The organism is Pseudomonas sp. FH4, from assembly GCF_000510915.2.
In the GTDB taxonomy this organism is placed as follows: domain Bacteria; phylum Pseudomonadota; class Gammaproteobacteria; order Pseudomonadales; family Pseudomonadaceae; genus Aquipseudomonas; species Aquipseudomonas brenneri.
This window is the reverse complement of sequence record NZ_AOHN01000020.1, coordinates 150,109-172,589: the sequence shown is the minus strand read 5'-3', so window position 1 is coordinate 172,589 and position 22,481 is coordinate 150,109. Positions and strand designations below refer to the sequence as shown.

The following is a 22,481-nucleotide window of genomic DNA, read 5'->3' as shown; positions in this document are numbered from 1 at the left end:
ATGGACTACGTGACACAGATCATCGACCCGCCTCCGTCGCGCAATCGCCTGCTGCTGGATGGCCTGTTGGCACTGCGCAAGCCCAAGCTCGAGGGCGCGCCAACCTTGCCCAAGGCGCGCCTGGTGCGCTCGGCGGTGGAGTTGATCGCCAATGATATTGCCGCCTATGGCCGGGCCTGTGGCTTTCGGCGTGAGCAAGGGGTGCCGTTGTCCTATCCCCATGTGCTGGCGTTCCCCTTGCACTTGATGCTGCTGACACGCCCGAGCTTTCCCTACCCGGCCAGCGGCATGGTGCATCTGGCCAATTGCATTCGTCAGCATCGACGCCTGCAGGAGGGCCAGGCCCTGCGCCTGGAAGTGTTTGCCGAACGTTGGGTGGCCCATGCCAAGGGCCAGGCCTTGAGCATCGCCACCCATGCCTATAGCGCCGGTGAGTTGGTGTGGCAAAGCGAGAGCCTGTACCTGCGTCGGGATGTCGCCAACCCGGTGGGCGAGCCTTGGGGCGACAGCCTGGGGTTGCCCGAAGAAGGCTTGCGGCGCACTCAGCGCTGGGTGCTGCCGGCGGATCTGGGGCGGCGTTTTGCCAAGGTATCGGGGGATTTCAATCCGATCCACACCTCGCTGATCGGTGCGCGCCTGTTCGGCTTTCGTCGGGCCATCGCCCATGGCATGTGGACCTTGGGCCGCGCCTTGGCCGCCCAACAACCGCCAGGCGGGCTGGACGTGGCCGAGGCCCATTGCGAGTTCAAGTTGCCGATTTTCCTGCCCGGTCAGGTCGCCCTGTGGAATGCCCCGGCAGACGGCCCCCGCCGTGCATTCGAGGTGCGCAACCCGGCCGGGGACAAACCCCATATGCGTGGCCTGTTTATCTGGCATCCACGTTTTGATGAGAGTCGTCCATGAGTGACTACAGCTTCAGCCCCGCCCCGACGCGCCGCGTGGCGATTGTCGGCGGCAACCGCATTCCGTTTGCCCGCTCCAACACGGTGTACGTCCACGACAGCAACCAGGATTTGCTGGTGGCCGCACTGCAAGGCCTGGTGGACCGCTACAACCTCCACGGCCTGCGCCTGGGCGAGTTCGCTGCGGGCGCGGTGATCAAGCACTCGCGGGATTTCAACCTGGCCCGCGAATCGCTGCTGTCCACCACCTTGTCTGCCGAGACCCCGGCCTACGACCTGCAACAAGCCTGTGGCACCGGCCTGGAGGCGGCGTTGCTGGTGGCCAATAAAATCGCCCTCGGCCAGATTGACGTGGGGGTTGCCGGGGGCGCCGATACCACCTCCGACGCGCCCATCGGCATCAACGAAGCCCTGCGCCGTACGCTGCTGGCGGCTAACCGCGCCAAGGGTACTGGCAACAAATTGCGCAGCCTGTTGCAGGTGCGCCCGTCGATGTTTTTCAAGCCGCTGCTGCCGCGCAATGGCGAGCCGCGTACTGGCTTGTCCATGGGCGAACATTGCGAAGAAATGGCCAAGCGCTGGCAGATCAAGCGCCTGGCCCAGGACGAGTTGACCCTCAACAGTCACCAGCGCCTCGACGCGGCCTATAAAAACGGCTTTTTCGACGACCTGATCAGCCCCTATCGCGGCCTGGCCCGCGACAACAACCTGCGCGCCGATGCCAGCCTGGAGAAGCTCGCCAGCCTGGCCCCGGCCTACGACCGGCAGAACGGCACCCTCACGGCCGGTAACTCCACGCCGCTGACCGACGGCGCTTCGGTGGTGTTGCTGGCCAGTGAGGAATGGGCCGCTGCACGCGGCCTGCCGGTGTTGGCCTACCTGCGTACCGGTGAGACCGCCGCGGTGAATTTTGTCGATGGCAGCGAAGGCTTGCTGATGGCCCCGGCCTATGCGGTACCCCGCATGTTGGCGCGGGAAGGCCTGAGTTTTGCCGATTTTGATTTTTTCGAGATCCATGAAGCCTTCGCCGCCCAGGTGCTGTGCACCCTCAAGGCCTGGGAAGACGCTGATTATTGCCGGGAGCGCCTGGGGCTGGAAGCGCCGCTGGGGCCAATCGAGCGAGCCAAGATGAACGTCAACGGCGGCTCGCTTGGGTGCGGTCATCCATTTGCCGCCACCGGGGGCCGACAATTGGCAGCACTGGCCAAGGCCATCCACCAGCGCGGTGGCGGGCGCGGGCTGATTTCCATCTGTGCCGCCGGTGGCTTGGGCATTACCGCCATCGTTGAAAAGTAGCCGTACAAAAACAACAACAAAGGAGACTGCCATGAACGCTGTGAGCCAGGAACAAACCGAACGTATCTGGTTGAACACCTACCTGCCCGGGGTGCCCACGGACATTGAGGCCGGTATCGAGGACTACCCGTCGTTGCGCGAGGTCTTCCTGGAGCATCTGCACAAGTACCGTGACCGTGTGGCCTACGTCAGCATCGGCACCGAAATGACCTACGCCGCCTGGCAAACCCAGGGCATTGCCTTTGCCGCCTGGCTGCAGGCCCAGGGTGTGCGCAAGGGCGACCGCGTGGCGTTGATGATGCCTAACTGTTTGCAGTACCCGATCTGCCTGCTGGGCACCCTCCTCGCCGGCGCGGTGGTGGTCAACGTCAACCCGCTGTACACCTCTCACGAACTCAAGCACCTGCTCAAGGACAGTGGCGCCGAGACCGTGGTGATCTTCGAAAACTTCGCCCACACCCTGGAAAAAGTCGTGGCCGGCAGCACAGTCAAACGTGTGGTCATTGCCGCTATCGGCGACCTGCTCGGCACCTTCAAGGGCGCCGCGATGAACTTCATCCTGCGCCGCGTGCAGAAACAGGTGCCGGCGTTCAACCTGCCAGGCGCGGTACGCTTCAACACCGCGCTAAAGCAGGGGCGTGGCCAGACCCATACGCCGGTGCCGCTGGCGCGTGAAGAACTGGCGTTCCTGCAATACACCGGAGGCACCACCGGCGATGCCAAGGGCGTGATGCTCAGTCACCGTAATATCATCGCCAACCTGTTGCAGGCCAAGGCGTGGGTCGGCGATCAACTGGACCAGAATCAGCAGGAAACCAACGTCACCCTGTTGCCGCTCTATCACATCTTTTCCCTGACGGTGAATTGCCTGATGTTCATGTGCCTGGGCGGGCGCAACATCCTGATCGCCAACCCTCGGGACGTGAAGCGCGTGCAGATGATCCTGCGCAAGGAGCGTTTCAACGGGATCGCCGGGGTCAATACGCTGTTCAACGGCTTGCTGGAGAACGCGGAGTTCCGTGCGCGGGATTTTTCCGACCTGCGCCTGGTGATCGCTGGCGGCATGGCCACGCACACCGCGGTGGCCAAGCGCTGGAAAGAAGTCACCGGCCTGCCGATCATCGAGGGCTACGGCCTGACGGAATGCTCGCCGGTGGTGAGCATCAGCCCCATCGATATCTCACGCATGCGCGACATGGAATTTACCGGCAGCATCGGCGTGCCATTGCCGTCGACCTGGGTGCGCTTTATTCGCGAGGACGGTGCAGTGGCTGACATCGGCGAGCCGGGCGAATTGCAGGTGCGCGGCCCGCAGGTGATGCAGGGCTACTGGAAACGCCCCAAGGAAACCGCCGAGGTGCTGGACGCCGAGGGTTGGCTGTCGACCGGGGATATCGGGGTGATGAATGCACAGGGTTTCATTCGCCTGGTGGACCGCAAGAAGGACATGATCCTGGTGTCGGGCTTCAACGTGTACCCCAATGAGATCGAGGATGTGGTGGCCTTGCACCCGGGCGTGGCGGAAGTGGCGGCGATTGGTGTGGAAGACGGGGTGACCGGGGAGAAGGTGAAGATTGTGGTGGTGCGCCGTGATCCGAACCTGACCCAGGAGCAACTGCTGGCTCATTGCCGGGAGTACCTGACGGGCTACAAGGTGCCCAAGTTTGTGGAGTTTCGCACCGAGGAACTGCCCAAGACCACCGTGGGCAAAGTCCTGCGCCGGGCGCTACGCTGACCTGACCCGATCTAATGTAGGAGCTGGCTTGCCTGCTCCCACAGAGGATTGTCTATATTATTCAGACCTCGTTCACCTTGACCCAGCGCTCTTCCCGCGCAGCCATGCGAATGGCTGTCGCCAGCCGCTCCACTGCCCAGGCTGCTTCAAAATCAGTGCCCTCTGCACCTTGCCCGGCCAGCGCCATGATCAACTCCTGCACCTCCAGGGTCTTCAACTCGTTGTACCCCAACTGATGCCCCGCCGCCGGGCTGAACGCGGCATAGCCGGGCAGGGTGGGGCCGGCCAGTAAACGCTGGAAACTGTCTGCTCCAGCCCGGCATACCCGCAGTTCATTCAAACGCTCCTGGTCGAAGGCCAGCGTGCCTCGGGTGCCACTGATTTCGAAACTCAAATGGTTCTTGTAGCCACGCTTTAGCCAACTGCTGCTGACGGTCCCACGCGCGCCGTTGGTAAAGCGCAGCAAGGCATGCACCTGGTCGTCGATCTCGATCGGGCGCATTTGGCTACTGCCAGGGCTGGCCGGTCGTTGGGCGTGTACCGTCTGGCTGTCGGCGCAAACGTGAGTGATATCGCCCACCAGGTACCGCGCCATCGCCAGCAGATGACTGCCCAAGTCCGCCAGGGCGCCGCCGGCATGTCCCACTTCGCAGCGCCATGACCACGGCGAAGTCGGGTCGGCCATGAAGTCTTCACTGAACTCGCCTTGGAAACTGATGATCTGCCCCAACTCGCCAGCCTCGATCATCTGCCGTGCCAGGACGATCATCGGGTTGTGCTGATAGTTGTAGCCGACCCGTGTCACCACCCCGGCCGCGCGGGCGGCACGGCGCATGGCGTCAGCTTGTTCCAGGCTCACGGCCAGGGGCTTTTCGCAATACACCGCCTTGCCCGCCGCCAGTGCGGCCATGGCCATGGGGTAGTGCAGGTGGTTGGGGGTGGTGATGGCCACCAGGTCCACCTGCGGGTCATCGATCAACTGTTGCCAGTCGCCATGGGCCTGGGCAAAACCCCAGGCGCTGGCGCAGTGCTGGGCGCGTTCGGTGTCGGCATCGGCCAGGGCCGCCAGTTGCACATTGACCGGTAACTCAAACACCGTACGGGCGTTATTGAACGCCAGCGCGTGGGCACGGCCCATGAAGCCTGTACCGATCAGGCCGATTCCAAGTGCTCGCATAGCGGTGGTCCTTGTGGATTATTGTTTTCAGGAGGGCAATTAATAGAATAAAAATTCTCAACTATCAATATCTAGAATAAAAATATCGATGCCTTGTAGGCGCGAGCTTGCTCGCGAAGGTCGTCAATGATGACGCGGGGCATCAGGTTCCCCGAGGTGCCCTGAAGGTTTTCGCGAGCAAGCTCGCTCCTACAGAGGAATGTAGGAAGTCATCATTTCGGCGAATGCGGCTATATTCAGCCAGCAGGCAAAAGGCCTTCAGTTAACAAAAGATAACGTAGCGCCGATTGTCAGACGATTCGAAAGCCCGATAGGATGGCCCCTGCTTCCTCAAGGGGCTCTAGATTGCAGGTTTGCGCACTGCGAACACCCTGGAAGGTGTTACGACCTAACAATAATAAATGGGAGAAAGGTCTATGAGTGAGCCTGTCATGGGTGTGGGTTTTTGCCGCCCGCTCGCGTCGCGCAAGGTCGCGGTGCTGGCTACAGCGCTCTCGCTGCTGGGGGTTGTCGCGTTGTCGACGGCTGCCCAGGCTGCAACCAACGTCGCAGAGCCTGCGACATTTGCCATTGAATCGCCAAGGGCCGAAAAAGGTCTGATGATCGACGTCGTGCACGCCGGCAAACGCCTGGTGGCGGTCGGTGATCGCGGGCATATCCTTTATTCCGATGATCAGGGCGCCACCTGGGTGCAAGCCAAGGTGCCGACCCGGCAACTGCTCACGGCAGTGTTTTTTATCGACGAGCAGCACGGTTGGGCGGTGGGGCATGACGCCAAGATCCTCGCCAGCACCGATGCCGGGGCCACCTGGACTGAGCAGTTCAAAGACCTCAGCCGTGAAGCCCCGTTGCTGGACGTGCTCTTCAACGACGCCAACCATGGCTTTGCCGTGGGCGCCTACGGTGCGTTGATCGAGACCACCGATGCGGGCAAGACCTGGACCGATGTCAGCGACCGCCTGGACAACGAAGACCAGTACCACCTCAACGCCATCGCCCAGGTCAAGGACGCCGGCCTGTTTATCGTCGGCGAGCAGGGCAGCATGTTCCGCTCCAGCGATGAAGGGCAGACCTGGGAAAAACTCGAAGGCCCCTACGAGGGCTCGCTGTTCGGCGTGATCGGCACCGCGCAGCCCAAGACCCTGCTGGCCTACGGCTTGCGCGGCAACCTGTTCCGCTCCACCGACTTTGGCGACACCTGGGAGCCGGTGGCGCTCAAGGCCGACCGTGGTGCCCTGGAGTTTGGCCTGTCGGGTGCGACGCTGCTCGACGACGGCACCCTGGTGGTGGTCGGCAACGGCGGCAGCGTGGTGGTCAGCCACGATGATGGCCTGACGTTCAGCGTATTCAATCGCCCGGACCGCATTTCACTCTCGGCAGTCACGGCAGCGGGCAATGGCGACTTGATTCTGGTGGGGCAGGGTGGCGTGCGCGTCGCCCTGCCAACCGGCGCCGAACGCAAAAAACAATAAGAAGGCGGGGATAGAATGAGCAGTCATCACAACGATAAAGCGACCTTTCTTGAGCGCCTGATCTTCAACAACCGCCCGGCAGTGATCGTGATCTGCCTGCTGGTGAGCATTTTCCTGTTCTGGCAGGCGACGTTGATTCGCCCGTCCACCAGCTTTGAAAAAATGATCCCGTTGCAGCACCCCTTCATCGAAAAGATGATGGAGCACCGCAACGACCTGGCAAACCTGGGCAACACCGTGCGCATCTCGGTGGAGGCCAAGGACGGTGACATCTTCAGCAAGGAGTACATGGAGACCCTGCGTCAGATCAACGACGAGGTGTTCTACATCTCAGGTGTCGACCGCTCCGGCCTCAAGTCCCTGTGGAGCCCCAGCGTACGCTGGACCGAAGTGACCGAAGAAGGCTTTGCCGGCGGTGAAGTGATCCCGCAGAGCTACAACGGCTCGCCGGAAAGCCTCGATCAGTTGCGCAACAACGTGCTCAAGTCCGGCCAGGTCGGGCGCCTGGTGGCCAACGACTTCAAGTCGAGCATCGTCGATATCCCGCTGCTGGAGTCCTATCCAGACCCGCAGGACCAGGGCAAGTTGCTGGCCCTGGACTACCAGAAGTTCTCCCATGAACTGGAAGACAAGATCCGCACCAAGTTCCAGGAGCAAAACCCCAACGTCCAGATCCATATCGTTGGTTTTGCCAAGAAAGTCGGCGACCTGATCGACGGCCTGATCATGGTAGTGCTGTTCTTCGGCATCGCGTTCGTGATCACCCTGGTGCTGCTGCTGTGGTTCACCAACTGCGTGCGCAGCACCATTGCGGTGTTGATCACGACGCTGGTGGCCGTGGTCTGGCAGCTCGGCTTGATGCACTTCTTCGGCTTCGGCCTGGATCCGTATTCCATGCTGGTGCCGTTCCTGATCTTCGCCATCGGCATTTCCCATGGTGTGCAGAAGATCAACGGCATCGCCCTGCAATCGAGTGAGGCAGACAACGCCCTGACGGCGGCCCGCCGCACGTTCCGGCAGTTGTTCCTGCCGGGGATGATCGCGATTCTCGCGGATGCGGTGGGCTTCATTACCCTGCTGATCATCGACATCGGCGTGATCCGTGAGCTGGCCATCGGGGCCTCTATCGGCGTGGCGGTGATCGTGTTCACCAACCTGATCCTGCTGCCGGTAGCGATTTCCTATGTCGGCATCAGCAAACGTGCGATCGCCAAGAGCAAGAAAGACGCAAACCGCGACCATCCGTTCTGGCGCCTGTTGTCGAACTTCGCCAGCCCGAAAGTCGCCCCCATCTCCATTGCCCTGGCCCTGGTCGCCTTCGGTGGCGGCCTGTGGTACAGCCAGAACCTGAAGATCGGCGACCTCGACCAGGGTGCCCCGGAACTGCGTCCGGACTCGCGCTACAACAAAGACAACAACTTCATCATCAGCAACTACTCCACCAGCTCCGATGTGCTGGTGGTGATGGTCAAGACCAAGTCCGAAGGCTGCTCGCGCTACGAAGCCATGGCGCCCATCGACCAGTTGATGTGGAAGATGCAGAACACCGAGGGCGTGCAGTCGGCGATCTCCCTGGTGACCGTGTCCAAGCAGATGATCAAGGGCATGAACGAGGGCAACCTGAAATGGGAAACCCTGTCGCGTAACCCGGATGTGTTGAACAACTCCATCGCCCGTGCCGATGGCTTGTACAACAACAATTGCTCCCTGGCGCCGGTGCTGGTGTTCCTCAACGACCACAAGGCCGAGACCCTCGACCGTGCGGTGAAGGCAGTGCAGGATTTTGCCAAGGAAAACAACAAGGACGGCCTGGAGTTCATCCTGGCCGCCGGCAACGCCGGGATCGAAGCGGCCACCAACGAGGTGATCAAGGAAGCCGAGCTGACCATCCTGATCCTGGTCTACCTGTGCGTGGCGACCATGTGCATGATCACCTTCCGCTCCTGGGCGGCGACCCTGTGCATTGTGCTGCCGCTGGTGCTGACTTCGGTGCTGGGCAACGCGCTGATGGCGTTCATGGGCATTGGCGTCAAGGTCGCGACCTTGCCGGTGGTGGCGCTGGGCGTGGGGATTGGCGTGGACTACGGCATCTACATCTACAGCCGCCTGGAAAGCTTCCTGCGTGCCGGTTTGCCGTTGCAGGAAGCCTATTACCAGACGCTCAAGTCCACCGGTAAAGCCGTACTGTTCACCGGCCTGTGCCTGGCGATCGGCGTGTGCACCTGGATCTTCTCGGCCATCAAGTTCCAGGCCGACATGGGCCTGATGCTGACCTTCATGCTGCTGTGGAACATGTTTGGTGCGCTGTGGCTGCTGCCGGCACTGGCGCGGTTCCTGATCAAGCCGGAGAAACTTGCCGGGCAGAAGGGCAATTCGTTGTTTGCCCACTGATCCCGCCCAGCCTGCAGAAACGCCCGATGTCAGAACCATCGGGCGTTTTTGATCAGGTGGTTGAGGGGGCGATGGCTAAAAACAGTTGATCCTCAGGCGGCGTGATCAATACATACAGAATCTTCTCGATAGGTTCGGCCCCCGGCACCTGCTGGTTGCTTAACCGCGCTTGAATATGGGCCTTGAGCAGGTCCTTTTGCGTGTATTTACGCTGACTGGCCAATTTCAAATGCGCCCTGGTGTAGCGACTGGGCGGTGCGTTGGCAGTTGCATAGTGGAAATGGGCATACCAGAGCACCTGCGGTGGCTTTTGAGCTTTGTCATACACGGCGTACTCGGTGAAAAAATCACCGCTGAGGGTGGGCCGCTGCGGGTCTGCCTGGCTGGTCAGGTTGATGTCGATTTCTTTTTGTCGCCACAAGTATTCAAGGCTTTGCAGTGTTGGCCACTGGCGTTTGTAGGCCTCGCTGCACACCCGCTTCGCCATTCGCTGCATGTCTCTGGCATGTGCCTGATAGTTGTCGATCAGGTCCAGCGCCAACGGCTGGTTGCGGTGTTCTCGCGAGATTTCATCGGCCAGGTCGGTTAACGTTTTGGCTTGTTCGGTAAGCAGCTCATTCCAGTCTGCTGGGTTGACGTCTTGCAGGCTGATGGGGCTTTCCAGCTTCTGTTGCTGAGTGGTTATGACTCGTTCGATCTCGGTACGCTGCTGGATCAGTATTTCGCCCTGGGTCCTGAGCACCACCAGGGAACTCGCTTGGGGGGCTGGTTCTGGTAGGGCAACGCGTGTCTGGGGAGCCTCTACCCAACTATCGGAGTCAAATTGATTGAATGAGGAAACGGTTTCGCCAGTGAATGTGTTGGTAATGGTGAGATGTTCATGAGGGTGTTGGCCATCAGCAGGTATCAGGTTACCCACCAGGTATTTTCGATTGCGGGTTTTGAAAATGCGCTTTGTCGGCGCTTTCGGTCTGCGTAACGTTGCCAATGATGCCTCGACCTCCAGTGCCTCCTGGCTGCGGACTACGGCTTCCAGCTCTGTTTCGGCAAGCGTGTGGGCATGCTTGAGCCCATTGAGCAGCCGCTCGGCGATGGGGTGTACGCGTTGCGGATTTATAAACTTGAGAGCTTCGATGGCGTGCGCATAGCTGCGGTACTTATCAAGCAGGGTGTCGTAGAGCATACGCTGCGCATCGAGTGGGTAGCCGGTGCTGCTACGCACTTCGGTGTGCGACAGCAAGGCCTGGCTCAGGCCTGAATCATCGAGATGTTGGATATACAGGGCCTCCAGTGGGGAGGGCTCAATCGCTGACGGTTTGACGACCCCCCACGACAGCGGGATTAGCGCGTGGATTTCCAGGTTGTCTGAAAAAAAATGTTGGGGGAAGTCGATTTTTGCCAGTAACTCTTCACGGATGGCACGTCCCGCTACGGAGTCCTGCTCCAACAGCGCAAGGGTGGTTTCCATTTCTCTAGAGCGAGCGGCCATGCGTTGGATGACGTCTGCCAGTCCAATCGATCGAGTCATGTGTTCGTTATAGATCCAGGGACGTCCGCTCTGTAACTCAGGCAGCATCCGCTGAACCAGGTCATTCATAGGCTCACCAAGATCGCTGAATAGAAAGGTATCTGCCCATTTCTGCAGGTGGATATGCACACGCTGCTGGTCGTCCCAGAGCGTTTTCAGGGTTGTCGCCCGGTCCTGGACATGGCCACGAGCTCCTGCGTATCTTTCCAGGTCCTGGCCCACCTTGAACAGTTCAATCCGCTTTGGCAGCAGCAGGGCATGTTGTCGCTCCAGCCTCTCCAGGACGAGTTCATAGTCGGTGCGGATCTTTGAGTAGTTTGATATTTCTTGCTCGTGGCGCGCTTGAAGGGCCGTTTTCTGAGCGCCGCTGGCTGTTTCCAGAAGGCGCCATACCAGTTTCAATGTATTGATTTGTTTTATCAGCGTTTCGCGGTTGCTGTTTATTCGAGTCAGCCAGTTTTTGAGTTCGGGCATCGCGTGGGTAAGTTCTACACTGAGTACTTGCATGCGCCCCTGGAGCTGCTCTATCTGACGCTGGTTTTCCTCGCGCAAGGCTGCCAGGCGCTTGGGGCCACCGCCTGCCAGTTTCAGCCCGCGATCCAGGGTCCAACGGCCTAAGCCATCGGCGCGGAGCTTGATTCCGGGATGCTCTGGTTTTTCGGGGGCAATGATGAATACTTCATCAACCCCTGGGGTAATCCCCACGCGGAAAAACAAGCCGGCCACGGAGCTGTACCAGAGGTTGTCGACCTTGAACAACCCCTTGAGCGCACCTGTCGCGATGGGTTCCGGTGCCGGTTCGGGCCAGGGAACGTTGACCTCAAGCAGTTTTTGCAGCAGACGCGCCGATGCACTGTCGCTGGCCAGGGAACGGTCAATATCCAGCAGGGTTTTGCCGCCCCCTGGCGGTTCGGAAGGCAGTCCAACGATGCCTCGCTCAACGATGGGGCGCTGACTGATTGCCTGGTCGTAAGGCTGCCTCAATGGCAGGGCTACCAAGGGCTGTTGGGCTGCACTATCTTCGATCAATGGCCTGCCTGCTGCTGGGGCGGGCAATCCATGGTGGATCAAGACCATGCTGAGGTTGAGCAGCAGATCAACCCACGCAAGTTCCCTGGCAATAGGGTCTTGGCTCGCCAGGGCCGGCAGGTCATGCTCAAGGCTCAGGGCCAGTTGCATGAACCAACCCACTGCCGCCAACGGGCCGCGCACCAGCATCAACAATGTATTGAAACCCAGTTGTACCCCTTCAAGAATCAACGCCCATCGGCTTTCGGCATTGGACGTTGACTCTCGGTCGGCCTGGCCCAGTAACTGACGGGCTTCGCAAACAAACAAGTACTCCATCAGTTGGTTGTTGTTCAACGCCTGCAGGATCTGATCGTTGCTTTCATCGTCGGTACTTGCCAGCGTCGGGGGGGTCGGGACGCTGGGCAAAGGGTCGAACTCTGAACCTATCCCGCTGACACGTACGTAATGCGGTTCTTTAAAGCCACCATTGCTGTAGACATCCCTGGCATCATCCGCCAGCCACGTCAGCACGCTCTCCTGGATTGCCCCGGGCTGTGCGATGGCCGCCAATAAGCTGTGGCGGCTGGCAAACTCCAACAGCGCGTCCTGATAAGCCGGGCGATAGAGCAGGTGCGGCCCGGACTGTCCGTTGCGCGATTCAATGATGAACATGTTCTGCGCCACATCGGCCTTGGCCCCAGGTTTGCGTTGAAACGCCAGGGCTCGAATGACGATTTCATCATTGTCGACCCAGCGCTCTGTACGGTGGGTGCCGACCACGGCCATGACGTAGCGCAAACCTCTCGGCGTCAGCCCGGCTTGCCCCTTGATTTTGTGCTCCAGGGCCTGGATCTTCAGGTCGATTGGCCGTTGCCCGCAGAACAGGTGTTTGCGTTTTTCAGCCTCCGCAGTGTCACTCAGCAGTTGCTGCTGGATATAGACCGGGTAGTTCAGGCCGACATTGACGCGTTGGACCAGCTCATCCAGGTAAGCCTGGGTCAGCCATGCCTCGATCTCCTGACCGCCAGTGTGGCGCAAGCTCACAGTGCCACTGGGTTTTCCCGAAAGGTTTTTCAGGGCCAGATCGACCAGGCTCATCGTCACCTTCTCGATGTAGCCACTTTGTAGAGTGCCGACGGCCACATCGAAGGTCAGTTCCAGTTCGTTGGCCTTGTACTTTGAGTGTGCAATGTCTGTACAGGTGTGCGTGCCGTGCAGCACGAAGTTTCTCTTCAAGCACAGTTGGTGGTTCAGATGGCTGGCGGCATAGGTGCGGATATCGTCCAACCCACTCAAGTAGCCTTCGCCCCGTGTCAAGCGCCTGAGGCTGGCCTGTTCGATCACGCATTGGCGATAGGCAAAGAGGTCAGCGGGCGAGGCCGCTCGCAGCCACTCGGGGAGGGCGGCCTGGATCGGTGACAGGGTCTTGACTGGTGTGAGTGGCGAATGGGTAAACAACGTAGCTGGGTTGGTGATCGACTCAAAGAGTCCTTCCACCTTGCTTACCGAGGTGCCAGCAGGCAGCTGGATCGCCGCGAGATCTTCCAGCTGCTGGTTTAATGCCAACGCGGCTTGTACCTCGAAAATATCGCCATCGGGCTCGTATTGGCGCCAAGTGATTTTGTCGGCGATGAACTGCTGCCCCATGCGCTCACCCCATGCCTGGGCGAATGCATCCAGGCTGGCGTAACGCTCGACCTGGCCTGCCAGGGTGTACAGAAACACGCGCTTGCCGCTGACCACCAAGAGATCGCTGGACTGCAAGGTCAGCGTGGTGCTGTCACGTACCAGATGCGCTTCGAGGGTATAGGCATGGATCGAATTATCGGGCCAGGGCAGGTTGGCCCTGGCTTCCCGGCTGGGGTAGCTGGCCAGTGTGCTGAGTATCTGCAATTGTTCGGCATCATCGCCCGATTGGCGAATGGCCGCAGTTCTCAGCATGCCTTGCAGCAGCCTGGCAAGCCACTGCCAGCGATTGCCACCGGCGTCGCTGTTTTGTCCCCAGTAGTCAGCCAGGGCATCTTGAAAGCTGATAAACAGAATCAAGGACAGTTCCCATACCACGGCTTTGACGACGTGCACGTCATATGTGTCCAGACGGGTACCGGTGGCATCACTCAGGTAGCAGTCAAGGTTGTCGCGAGTGGACAAGTCGGGGAAGCTGCCGTCGGCAATATGCTGCAGTGCCACATCCAGCAGTGGCTGCAGGGTTCGACCGCCACCGTCGCGGGGGAGCGCCAAGTAAAGGTCGCTGGATTGATAGGGTAAGAGTGCATATTTCTCTTTCAGGGTGTATGTCAGTGTCTGAGCGGCCACTGAGCGCAGAGTGGGGCGAGTGGAGAAGTGTGCGGCCACTGCTTTTTGCAGAATATTTTCGGATGGGTTTGTCGTGGGTCTTGGCACAGATGAAGTCCTTTACAGAGGGAGGCGTATTCCCCCGTAAAGTACTGTCAACGTCGCGCCTGGTGCGGTAACCCGCTACCGCTGGGCAAAGCAAGGCAGGAAAGACGCAAGGGATTGCCCTATCATCAGCGTTTTTCCAACGGATGAATGATTCCCGATGACTGCCGCTACCCTGCTGACTGAACTTGCCTCCAGCGATATGCTCGTAATCGATGGCCTGCATGCCTTTGATTTCAACTTAACGGATCAACAGTTGCTGATTAAAAGCATGGACGGTCGGGCCGAGAAGCGCTGGACGTTCAGCATCGCGCAAGTGCAGGCGGCGATCTTTGATGAAAGCTTGCAAAGCTGGACCCTTTCCGGCGATACGGGCGAGCATCGCCTGGTGTGCCTGAGCGCGGTCACCGGCAACAACGACGACGAGGAAGACGAGCATGCTGATGCGTAAATTCTGGCCCCTGCTGATGGCTGGCAGTGTCGGCGCCATGTCGGTCCAGGCCGCACCGGTCGATACCGTTGAGCTGTTGGTGGGCAGCTATACCGCCGGCACCAGTGAAGGCATCTACCGCCTGCAGTTCGACAGCCGCACCGGCCAGTTCAGCGGCCCGCCGGTGCTGGCAGCCAAGACGCAAAACCCGTCCTGGCTGACCCTGTCCAAGGACCGCAAGCGCCTGTTTGTGGTCAACGAAAACGGCCCCGGCCAGCAAGACCCGGTAGGGCGTGTCAGCAGCTACAGCATTGACCCGGCCACCCATCAACTGACCCTGATCAACCAGGTGCAGAGCCTGGGTAACGAGCCGACCCACGCCAGCCTGGCCGCCGATGGGCGTTACCTGTTTGTCGCCAACTATTCGGTGCTGGAAGATCCGGGCGGTAGCCTGGCGATCCTGCCGGTAGACGGCGAGGGCAAACTGTCGCCGCCGGTGCAACTGAGCGCGCACCCGGCCAGCCGGGTCAACCCCGAGCGCCAGGCATCCAACCATGTGCATTCGGTGGTGTCGTCGCCCGATGGCAAGTACGTGTTCGTGCAGGACCTGGGGGCGGACAGGCTTTTTGCCTACCGCTACGACCCCAAGGCCAACCCCGAACTGCCGCTGACGCCGGCCGATCCGGCCTTCGTGCAGTTGCCGCCAGGCAGTGGCCCGCGGCACCTGCTGTTCAGCGCGGACGGCAAGCATGCCTGGCTGACCACTGAGATGAGCGCGCAGGTCGCGGTATACGACTACCTGGACGGCAAGCTGACCCAGCGTCAATTGGTGGAATTTGCCGCCGGCCAGCCAGTGTCAGACAAGGCCGGTGCGGCGCTGCATGCGTCCAGTGACGGCAAGTTCCTCTACGTCAGCAATCGGGGGACCGCCAATCAGATCGTGGTGTTTGCCATCGATCCGGCCAGCGCGCAGCTCAAAGAGATCCAGCGACGCTCCGTGGAAGGCGATCATCCCCGTGAGTTCAGCCTTGACCCGAGCGGCAAGTTCCTGCTGATTGCCAACCAGAAGAGCAACCAGATCGTGGTGATCGAGCGCGATACCACGACCGGTCAATTGGGCAAGACGGTACAAAAACTGCCGATTGATGCCCCCAGCGACCTCAAGTTCGTGCTGCGTCAATAAGCCACAGGCCCCGCCGTGCGGGGCCTGACTCGTTGTATTAATCCCAGTGATAACGGCTACTGTTTCAAAGCATTTCAGCCAGCCGGTACCCAGGCGTAAGTTTGCTCCAAGGCCTTCACAAGCCATCCAGCCAACTGAACACAAGGGTTACCGCCATGAACTTCAATCTCTTCTCGATCATCGCCGCCTCCGCTGTTTCCGCCACCGTTGCCCTGCCTGCCAGCGCCAGCGTGGAGATCAGCAGCAAAAACTCCAGCACCAGCGCCTACACCCAGAAGTACCTGCAACAGAGCGCCAATTTCTATGCTGCCCTGGACCATAAGACCCAAGCCTGAAGTCTTGTAGGCGTCAGTTTGCCGGCGATGGCGGTGTGTCAGTCACAGTAATTCCAACTGACAGATGGCTATCGCCGGCAAGCGGGCTCCTACAGTGGGTTGTTTTTGGCCATGATCGCGGTAAACAGCGACGACGCCAAAAACCGCTCCAACCATTGCTGCAGACGCAGATAAGGCGTGGTTGCAAACCACTCCCGATCGACATGGGCAAACTGCCGTACAAACGGCACCAGCGCCACATCTGCCAGGCTCAAGTGATCGGCCAGCAGGTAATCGCGTTGGCCCAGCAACTCTTCCAGCCTGCGCAAAAACACCTCACCCTCGGCCCGATACTGTTCCATCGTCTGCTCCGGGTAGCGCTCGGCGTATTTGTAGCGATTCAAATGCACCTTGAAGGCCTGGTCATTCTCTTCAAGTAAACCCGCCATCAGCGCCTGCGCCGCCGGATCGTCCTTGAGCAGCCAATCTTCGGGATCATTTTGCGCCAGCGCCCAGTGCATGATCGCCAGGCTCTCGTCGATCACCTGGCCAGCTACCGCCAGCACCGGCACCGTGCCCTTGGGCGACAGCGCCAGCATCTGGGCGGGCTTGGCCTTGAGGCTGACTTCGACAATGTTCACCGCCACGCCTGAGTAACGCAGGGCCATGCGCGCACGCATGGCGTAGGGGCAGCGGCGGAACGAATACAGCACGACGTCGCTCATTTCACCTCCAGGGTGCTCAGGCCATTGCCTTGGCGCTTGACCTGGATCTGTACCGGAATCCGCTCGTGCATTTCCTGCACATGGGAAATCACCGCCACCTTGCGGCCCTGGGCCTGCAAGCCGTCCAGGGCATCCATCGCCAATTGCAGGGATTCGGGGTCCAGGCTGCCGAAGCCTTCGTCGATAAACAACGACTCGATTTTCAGCGTGCTGGAGGCCATCGATGCCAACCCCAGGGCCAACGCCAGCGACACCAGGAACGTTTCGCCGCCGGACAACGAATGCACCGAGCGCAGTTCATCACCCATTTCTGTGTCCAGCACCAGCAGGCCGAGCATGCTGCCGCCGCGCTTGAGGCGGTAGCGACGCACCAGTTGGCGCAGTTGCACGTTGGCGTGGTGTACCAGCAGGTCGAGGTTGTAGGCCTGGGCGAATTTACGGAACTTGTCGCCGGTGGCCGAACCGATCAGCGCATCGAGCCGGGCCCAGCGTTGCCATTGCTCATAGGCCTGGGCGGTGGCGAGTGCCAGGGTCTGGTTGGCGTCCTGGCGCCGCTGGTCTTCGGCTTGGCGTGCGCGCAGTTCGGCGCAGTGTTTTTCGCCGCTGCTCAATTGCTGGTTGAGCTCGGCCAGGGCGCTGTCCAGCTGTTCGGCGTCAAGGTTGCCGTTGTGCAGGGCCTGGTGGTCCTTGAGGCGTTGCTCGCGTTCTTGCAGCAGGACCTTGGCTTGTTCAATGGCTTTTTCGCTGTGCTGCACCTGCTGGCGCAGTTCGCTGATGCCGGCCTCGTCGAAGGCCAGCAGGTGCGCCAGGCCGGTGTCGTCGAGTTGCGGATGCTGGGCGCGCCATTCGCCGATACGGCTGTGCAGCGCCTGGAGTTCGGTGTCCAGGGCGTGCTGGCGTTCCTGCCGGGACTTGAGGTCGGCGGCCAGTTGGATCAGTTCGTTGCGGGTGTCCTGCAACTGTTGATTGGCCTGGGTCTCGCTGTGGCGCGCCTGTTCCACGGCCAGGTCGAGTTGCTGCTGCCAGTGCTCGGCGCTGGAGTGTTCGCCCACCAGGGCGCGGAGTTTTTCCTCGGCGGCTTGCTGCTGGGTGGTCAGGTCGACCAGTTGCTGGTGCAGCACGGCCAACTGTTGCTGGCGATGTTGCTGGCGGTCCTGTTCTTTTTCGATGGCTTGCTGGCGCTGTTGCTGCTCGGCCAGTTCATCCTTCTGGTAGCCAAGCTGCTCCAGGCGCTGGCTGATCTGCTGGTCCAACAGCATGAACGTGGCGGCCGGCTCTGTACGCAAACCTTCGAGGGTCTCGGCCGGCAGCAGGCTGGCGAAGGCGCTCAGTTCCTCGTCCAGGCGTTCGCGGTCGTTGGCCAGTTCCCGTTGCTGGTCGATCAACTGTTGGCGGGCCTGCTGGCTGGCGTCCTGGGCGGCTTGCAACTGCTGCTGCATGCGCCCGGCGTTTTGTTGCAGGTTGAGCAGGGCGCCCTGGCGTTGTTCGTCCTGGGTGATGCTCTGGTTGAGCTGGCCCAGTTGCTGCGCCAGCCAGGCGCTGCGTTTGCCGCTGTCCTGATTGAACAGGGCGGCGCTTAACGGGTGGGCATCGAGGCTGGGGACCAGCGCCTGGCACTGGGACGCCAGTTGTTCCTGCTGTTGCAAAAATTCCTTTTGCTGGGCGATCAAGCCGCCGACTTCACCGCGCAACTCGGTGAGCTTTTCCTTGAGGGTGTCGACGGCCTTCTGCGCATTGGCTTCTTCATTTTCATCATGGCGCGTGAGGCTGTGCAGCAGGGCTTCAGGCTGGTGATACGGATGCTCGACGCTGCCACACACCGGGCAAGGCTGCTCATCCTGCAATTGCCCACGCAGTTCTTCGACACTGGCGCTGCGCGCCAGGCGCTGGCGTTCGAGTAACTGCTTGGTCACGCTCAGCGTCTGCTCGGCCACGCTCAGTTCGGCCTTGGCTTGCAGGCCGGTCTGGTTCAACTGCTCGCGCTGTTGCTGGGCGGTGGCCTGCTTGAGGGCCAACTCCTGTTGCTGCTGGTCCAATTGCTGCTGGCTGTCCCACAGCCGCGTCAGGTCCTCGAAGGCCCGTTGCTGCTTGCGGTTGTCCTTGAGCAGGCTGTCGAGCAACTGGATCTGCTCGGCCACGGCGTGGGGTTCGGCGCCGGCTTCCTGATACAAGAGGTCCAGGGCCGTGCGCTGTTGGGCCCATTGCTCGCTGGCGCTGTTGGCACGAGCCTCCAGTTGGGGCAGTTCGGCCTGGCCTTTGTTCAGGCGATTGCCGATCAGCATCAGCTGTTGCAGGCGGTCGCGGTAGGCGTTCCAGGCATCGCTCAAGGGCGCAAGGGCAGCACTGCGTTCAAGCTGTGCCGCCAGTTGTTGCAGGCGGCTGGCAACCAGCTGTTGCTGGGTGTGCAAGGCATCCAGGCTGGCCTGGCCCTCGGTGCAGGCGGTTTGCCCCAGTTGCTGTTGTGCGCAGCTTTGGGCCAGTTCGCGAGTCAGGCGGGCGAGGGTGCTTTGCGCTTCGAAGGCCTGGCGTAGCAGAGGCACGGACTCGGTCTGCTGTTGCAGGGCGGCGGCCAAGGCGCTGTGTGCGCTGGCTTGCTGCTGTTGCAGTTGTTCCTGGCGCGCGTGCAGGGCGGTCTGCTGCTCAAGGTGCTGGCGGATCTGCGCGGCCAGGGGCTCCAGTTGGCCGGTCAACTCGCTGTGCCGCGCGAAATGATGACGCTGCGGTGCCAGTTGTTCCAGGCGGCTCAAGTCCAGGCGTTGCGGGCCCTGGTTGTGCCACGCCTGCTCGGCCTGTTGCAGTTGCTCAACCGCACTGTGCTGGCGCTCTTGCCACTCACGCAGCTCCTTGAGCCAGGTGTGCTGCAGCTCCAATTGCTTGAGCTGGGCCTGCTGGGTCTTGAGCTGTTGCTGGGCCGTACTCAACTGTTGATCCAGCTCGGCGCGGTCTTCGGCCGGCAGCGGCGTGACGCCGCTGGCCTGGTCCTGCAGCAGTTTGTGGGCTTCCTTGGCCTCTCTGGCCTTGACGAACGCGCGCTGCCCCAGCTGGGTGTAGAGCGCAGTGTCGGTGAGCTTTTCCAGCAATTCGCTGCGCTCATTGTCGTTGGCCTTGAGAAAGGCGCTGAACTCACTTTGTGCCAGCAGTACGGCGCGGGTGAACTGCTCGAAATTCAGGCCCAGGGCCAGTTCCAGCTGAGTCTTGTATTCGGTTTTCTGGCTGGCCAGCAATTGCTCGCTGTCCAGGTCGATCAGGCTTTGCCGGCTGCTCTGCAGCTTGCCGCTGGCCTTGTCGCGGGCACGGTTGGCTTCCCAGCGCGCACGGTAGCGGCGCCCGCTGACCCCGATAAAGTCCACCTCGGCATAACCACCCCCGGTGCCGCGTCGGATCAGGGTGCGTGGGTCGCCGATGGAAATATCGGTATCGGCATCGGGCATTTTCGCCTGGCCGGTGTCGCCCAGGCGTGGCACGGCACCAAACAGTGCCAGGCACAGGGCATCGAGCAGTGTGCTTTTACCGGCACCGGTGGGCCCGGTGATCGCAAACAACCCGGCACTGGCCAGGGGTTCGGCAGTAAAGTCGATCTCAAACGGCCCGGCCAGGGAGGCGAGGTTTTTCAGGCGGATGGCGAGGATTTTCATGGCTGTTCATCCTCCTGTTGCACTTCCTGGAGCAGCACGGCGAAATCCTTCAGGGTCTGTTCGTCCACATCATTGCCGTAGCTGTCCTGCCAGGCGCGGCTGAACAGCTCCTGGGGGGTGAGTTGGTCGAGTTCGATCAGGCTGTTTTCGTCACTGGCATCGCTGGCGCGTTGACCGGCGTACTCAGCGGCGATGCGCACCAGGCGCACGGCCTTGCCAAGTAGGGCGGTTTCGATTTGCTGGCGCAGGTCCGGTTGCGGTTCGTCGAGGCGCACCCGCACTTCGAGCCAAGGGTGGCGCTGGGTTTCGGCGAGCAGGTCGATATCCGGCAGATCTGCCAGGGCCTTGAGGATATCGGCCAGGGGCGCGGCTTCCAGGCGTTGCAGGTTGACCGCGCGCGGAATCAGGAGGGGTTCGACGCTGACCAGCATTTGGCCCTGGAATGTCACGTCGAGGATCTGGTGTTTGTAGCCGATTTCGGAAAACGACAGCGGAATCGGCGAGCCGCTGTAGCGAATCCGCTCTTCGCCATTCACCTTTTGCGGCTTGTGCAAATGGCCGAGGGCAACATAGCTGACACTTTTGTCGAACAGCTTGGCGGGCAGCGCCTCGGCGTTGCCGATGATCAGACTGCGCTCGGAGTCTTCCGACACCGAACCACCGGCCATATGCGCGTGACTGATGGCAATCAGCGCCTGGCCTTTTTTGCGTTTGGCGTTGGCAGCGGCAATGAGCCATTCATGGACCTGGCCGATACCGCGCAGGTAGTCGTCACCCAGGTGCGCACCGGTCACTTCTGCCGGGCGCAAGAAGGGCAGTGCAAGGCACCACGCGGCGATCTTGCCTTTGGCATCCGGCAGCGGGATCAGCAGGCGCTCGGCATCCAGTTGGCCATCATCCAGCCACAACACGCGACCCACTGCATGGGTACGCAAACGGCGCATCAACGGCGCAGGCAGTTCGATACGCGAGCCGGAGTCATGATTACCGGCGATCATCACAATCGTCAGTGTGGGATTTTGCTCATGGGCGCTGATGATGAAGTCATACAGCCGCTCCTGGGCCTTGAGTGGCGGGTTGACCGTGTCGAAGATATCGCCGGCGATCAGCAGCACGTCGGGGCAGTGCTGCTTGATCTGGCCCAGCAGCCAGTCGAGGAAACAGGCGTGTTCGAAGTCGCGTTCCTGGCCGTGGAGGTTTTGGCCCAGGTGCCAGTCGGAGGTGTGAAACAGACGCAAGGCGAACTCCGTGGGGAATTGATAAAGGAGGGGAGTTTACCCTGTAAATGCCGACCTGCCGCCTGGGAGTGGAACCAAGCATGGCAAGGCACCACTGAATACCGGTCACCCTGTGTAGGGGGATCCATAAGCTGCATACAAGGAGTGTTACGTATGAGTGTGAATTTTCCCGGCGGTAATCATCATATTTTCTCAAATATCATACCTGTGACGCCTGAAAACAGGCCCGCGGCAAAAAGCGAAGCAAAAGCATCGCCCGAGGAGTCCAAGCGCTGGCTTGAAGAGGTGACGTCGGAAAAAGGTGATCAGAAACTGGCGATGGGAGGGGGGTACAACGCACTCTCAATGGCCAAGTGGATGGAGTCACCTGATGATGTCAAGGACAATGCCGGCGGGTCGTGAAGGCAACCCTGATCGTAGAGGCGTGCGCGCACCCTGTAGGAGCGGGCTTGCCCGCGAAAAACGCAAGCCCGCCGCGTTCCTTCAGGCTTCCCGCGTTATCGGGGTCACTGCGGTTTGAGACAGCCAAGCGCGCGTTCGGCCAGGATTCCAGCCTGATCTATCAAGTGCTCTGTGGCACCTGACATGTGACGTCGATCACCTGCCAGTCCCTGGGTGGTGCCGGCGGCGGTGGCGGCTGCGCAGCGCAGCAGGTCGCAGACTTGGGCAAGGGCGTCTTCGAAGCTGAGGTCTTGCTGCACGGTGAAGGACGGGGGCGAAGTGGGTTGCAGGTAGTGGCGCAGGGCGCGGTCGAAGATTTCGCGGTCGGGGGTAAAGCGGGGTGGGTCGGGGACGATTTTGTTCATGCAGAAGCTCCTACTGAAAAGGGAGCCATCTCGATGCCGGTCTCACTCGACAACAAGGTGGCAGCTATGTGCGGGGTGAGAATACCGGACAGTAGGACTCCGGCCAGACCGAAGTCTGCCCGCACACAGCCGCCATAGAACATGGTGCAGACGGTTGTGGCGCTTGGCGCCTACTGGTTCACAGGTTCTCACACCCGATCGCTGATATGCAGCGACGGAGCGAAGGCTAGCCAGTGAG

16 protein-coding genes and 1 pseudogene are annotated in these 22,481 nt (G+C 60.8%); 11 read left to right on the top strand and 6 right to left on the bottom strand.

The window, feature by feature from the left end; genetic code table 11:
- The 3 genes from H097_RS15915 to H097_RS15905 are packed head-to-tail and all read left to right on the top strand — an operon-like array spanning position 1 to position 3,933.
- A complete protein-coding gene (locus tag H097_RS15915; RefSeq protein WP_032860922.1) occupies positions 1 to 903 on the top strand; it encodes a MaoC/PaaZ C-terminal domain-containing protein in 903 nt (300 codons plus the stop codon).
- Complete coding sequence (locus H097_RS15910) at positions 900 to 2,198, top strand: acetyl-CoA C-acetyltransferase (protein ID WP_032860919.1); 1,299 nt, start codon at positions 900 to 902, stop codon at positions 2,196 to 2,198. The genes H097_RS15915 and H097_RS15910 overlap by 4 nt, the downstream gene beginning before the upstream one ends.
- A 31-nt stretch (positions 2,199 to 2,229) precedes the next feature.
- Positions 2,230 to 3,933, top strand: coding sequence for an AMP-binding protein (locus H097_RS15905; RefSeq protein WP_032860918.1), 1,704 nt, complete (start codon positions 2,230 to 2,232; stop codon positions 3,931 to 3,933).
- Between the two features lie 61 nt (positions 3,934 to 3,994).
- Here the strand turns inward: H097_RS15905 and H097_RS15900 are convergent, their stop codons facing one another.
- A complete protein-coding gene (locus H097_RS15900; protein WP_032860917.1) occupies positions 3,995 to 5,110 on the bottom strand; it encodes a Gfo/Idh/MocA family oxidoreductase in 1,116 nt (371 codons plus the stop codon).
- A gap of 107 nt (positions 5,111 to 5,217) precedes the next feature.
- Between H097_RS15900 and H097_RS28795 the strand changes: the two are divergent.
- From H097_RS28795 to H097_RS15890, 3 genes and pseudogenes are all read left to right on the top strand, one after another.
- Positions 5,218 to 5,304, top strand: a pseudogene (locus tag H097_RS28795) (outer membrane lipoprotein carrier protein LolA); the annotation flags it as partial.
- 237 nt (positions 5,305 to 5,541) lie between these two features.
- Complete coding sequence (locus H097_RS15895) at positions 5,542 to 6,582, top strand: YCF48-related protein (RefSeq protein WP_032860916.1); 1,041 nt, start codon at positions 5,542 to 5,544, stop codon at positions 6,580 to 6,582.
- A 15-nt stretch (positions 6,583 to 6,597) separates the two neighbouring features.
- Complete coding sequence (locus H097_RS15890; protein ID WP_032860914.1) at positions 6,598 to 8,973, top strand: RND family transporter; 2,376 nt, start codon at positions 6,598 to 6,600, stop codon at positions 8,971 to 8,973.
- Between the two features lie 52 nt (positions 8,974 to 9,025).
- On the opposite strand, the gene H097_RS15885 is transcribed toward H097_RS15890, so the two are convergent.
- Positions 9,026 to 13,159, bottom strand: coding sequence for a DUF6543 domain-containing protein (locus H097_RS15885; protein ID WP_241495436.1), 4,134 nt, complete (start codon positions 13,157 to 13,159; stop codon positions 9,026 to 9,028).
- Between H097_RS15885 and H097_RS28790 the strand changes: the two genes are divergently transcribed.
- The 4 genes from H097_RS28790 to H097_RS15870 all read left to right on the top strand — a co-directional run bounded on the left by H097_RS28790 (position 13,085) and on the right by H097_RS15870 (position 15,860).
- Positions 13,085 to 13,780, top strand: a complete 696-nt coding sequence (locus tag H097_RS28790) for a hypothetical protein (protein WP_241495435.1) — start codon at positions 13,085 to 13,087, stop codon at positions 13,778 to 13,780. The two genes, H097_RS15885 and H097_RS28790, sit on opposite strands and share 75 nt — an antisense overlap.
- A 292-nt stretch (positions 13,781 to 14,072) precedes the next feature.
- Entirely contained in the window at positions 14,073 to 14,363 is a 291-nt protein-coding gene (locus H097_RS15880; RefSeq protein WP_032860913.1) for a DUF5629 family protein, read from the top strand.
- Positions 14,350 to 15,525: a lactonase family protein gene (locus tag H097_RS15875; protein ID WP_032860912.1), complete on the top strand. Its 1,176-nt coding sequence runs from the start codon at positions 14,350 to 14,352 to the stop codon at positions 15,523 to 15,525. The genes H097_RS15880 and H097_RS15875 overlap by 14 nt, the downstream gene beginning before the upstream one ends.
- 155 nt (positions 15,526 to 15,680) lie before the next feature.
- Positions 15,681 to 15,860: a hypothetical protein gene (locus tag H097_RS15870; protein ID WP_032860910.1), complete on the top strand. Its 180-nt coding sequence runs from the start codon at positions 15,681 to 15,683 to the stop codon at positions 15,858 to 15,860.
- A gap of 89 nt (positions 15,861 to 15,949) precedes the next feature.
- On the opposite strand, the gene H097_RS15865 is transcribed toward H097_RS15870, so the two are convergent.
- Genes H097_RS15865 through H097_RS15855 form a run of 3 tightly spaced genes read right to left on the bottom strand, consistent with a single transcriptional unit; the run spans position 15,950 to position 21,437 of the window.
- Positions 15,950 to 16,564 (bottom strand): glutathione S-transferase, encoded by a 615-nt coding sequence (locus tag H097_RS15865; RefSeq protein ID WP_032860909.1) that lies wholly within the window; start codon positions 16,562 to 16,564, stop codon positions 15,950 to 15,952.
- Positions 16,561 to 20,199 (bottom strand): AAA family ATPase, encoded by a 3,639-nt coding sequence (locus tag H097_RS15860; protein WP_032860908.1) that lies wholly within the window; start codon positions 20,197 to 20,199, stop codon positions 16,561 to 16,563. Before H097_RS15860 ends, H097_RS15865 begins: the two co-directional genes overlap by 4 nt.
- A complete protein-coding gene (locus tag H097_RS15855) occupies positions 20,196 to 21,437 on the bottom strand; it encodes an exonuclease SbcCD subunit D C-terminal domain-containing protein (protein ID WP_032860906.1) in 1,242 nt (413 codons plus the stop codon). Before H097_RS15855 ends, H097_RS15860 begins: the two co-directional genes overlap by 4 nt.
- A 153-nt stretch (positions 21,438 to 21,590) precedes the next feature.
- Between H097_RS15855 and H097_RS15850 the strand changes: the two genes are divergently transcribed.
- Positions 21,591 to 21,839 carry a hypothetical protein gene (locus H097_RS15850; RefSeq protein WP_032860905.1) on the top strand — a complete coding sequence of 83 codons (249 nt, stop codon included), beginning with the start codon at positions 21,591 to 21,593 and terminating at the stop codon, positions 21,837 to 21,839.
- 104 nt (positions 21,840 to 21,943) lie between these two features.
- Here the strand turns inward: H097_RS15850 and H097_RS15845 are convergent, their stop codons facing one another.
- Positions 21,944 to 22,243 carry a hypothetical protein gene (locus H097_RS15845; protein WP_082445609.1) on the bottom strand — a complete coding sequence of 100 codons (300 nt, stop codon included), beginning with the start codon at positions 22,241 to 22,243 and terminating at the stop codon, positions 21,944 to 21,946.
- Between the last annotated feature and the right edge of the window lie 238 nt (positions 22,244 to 22,481).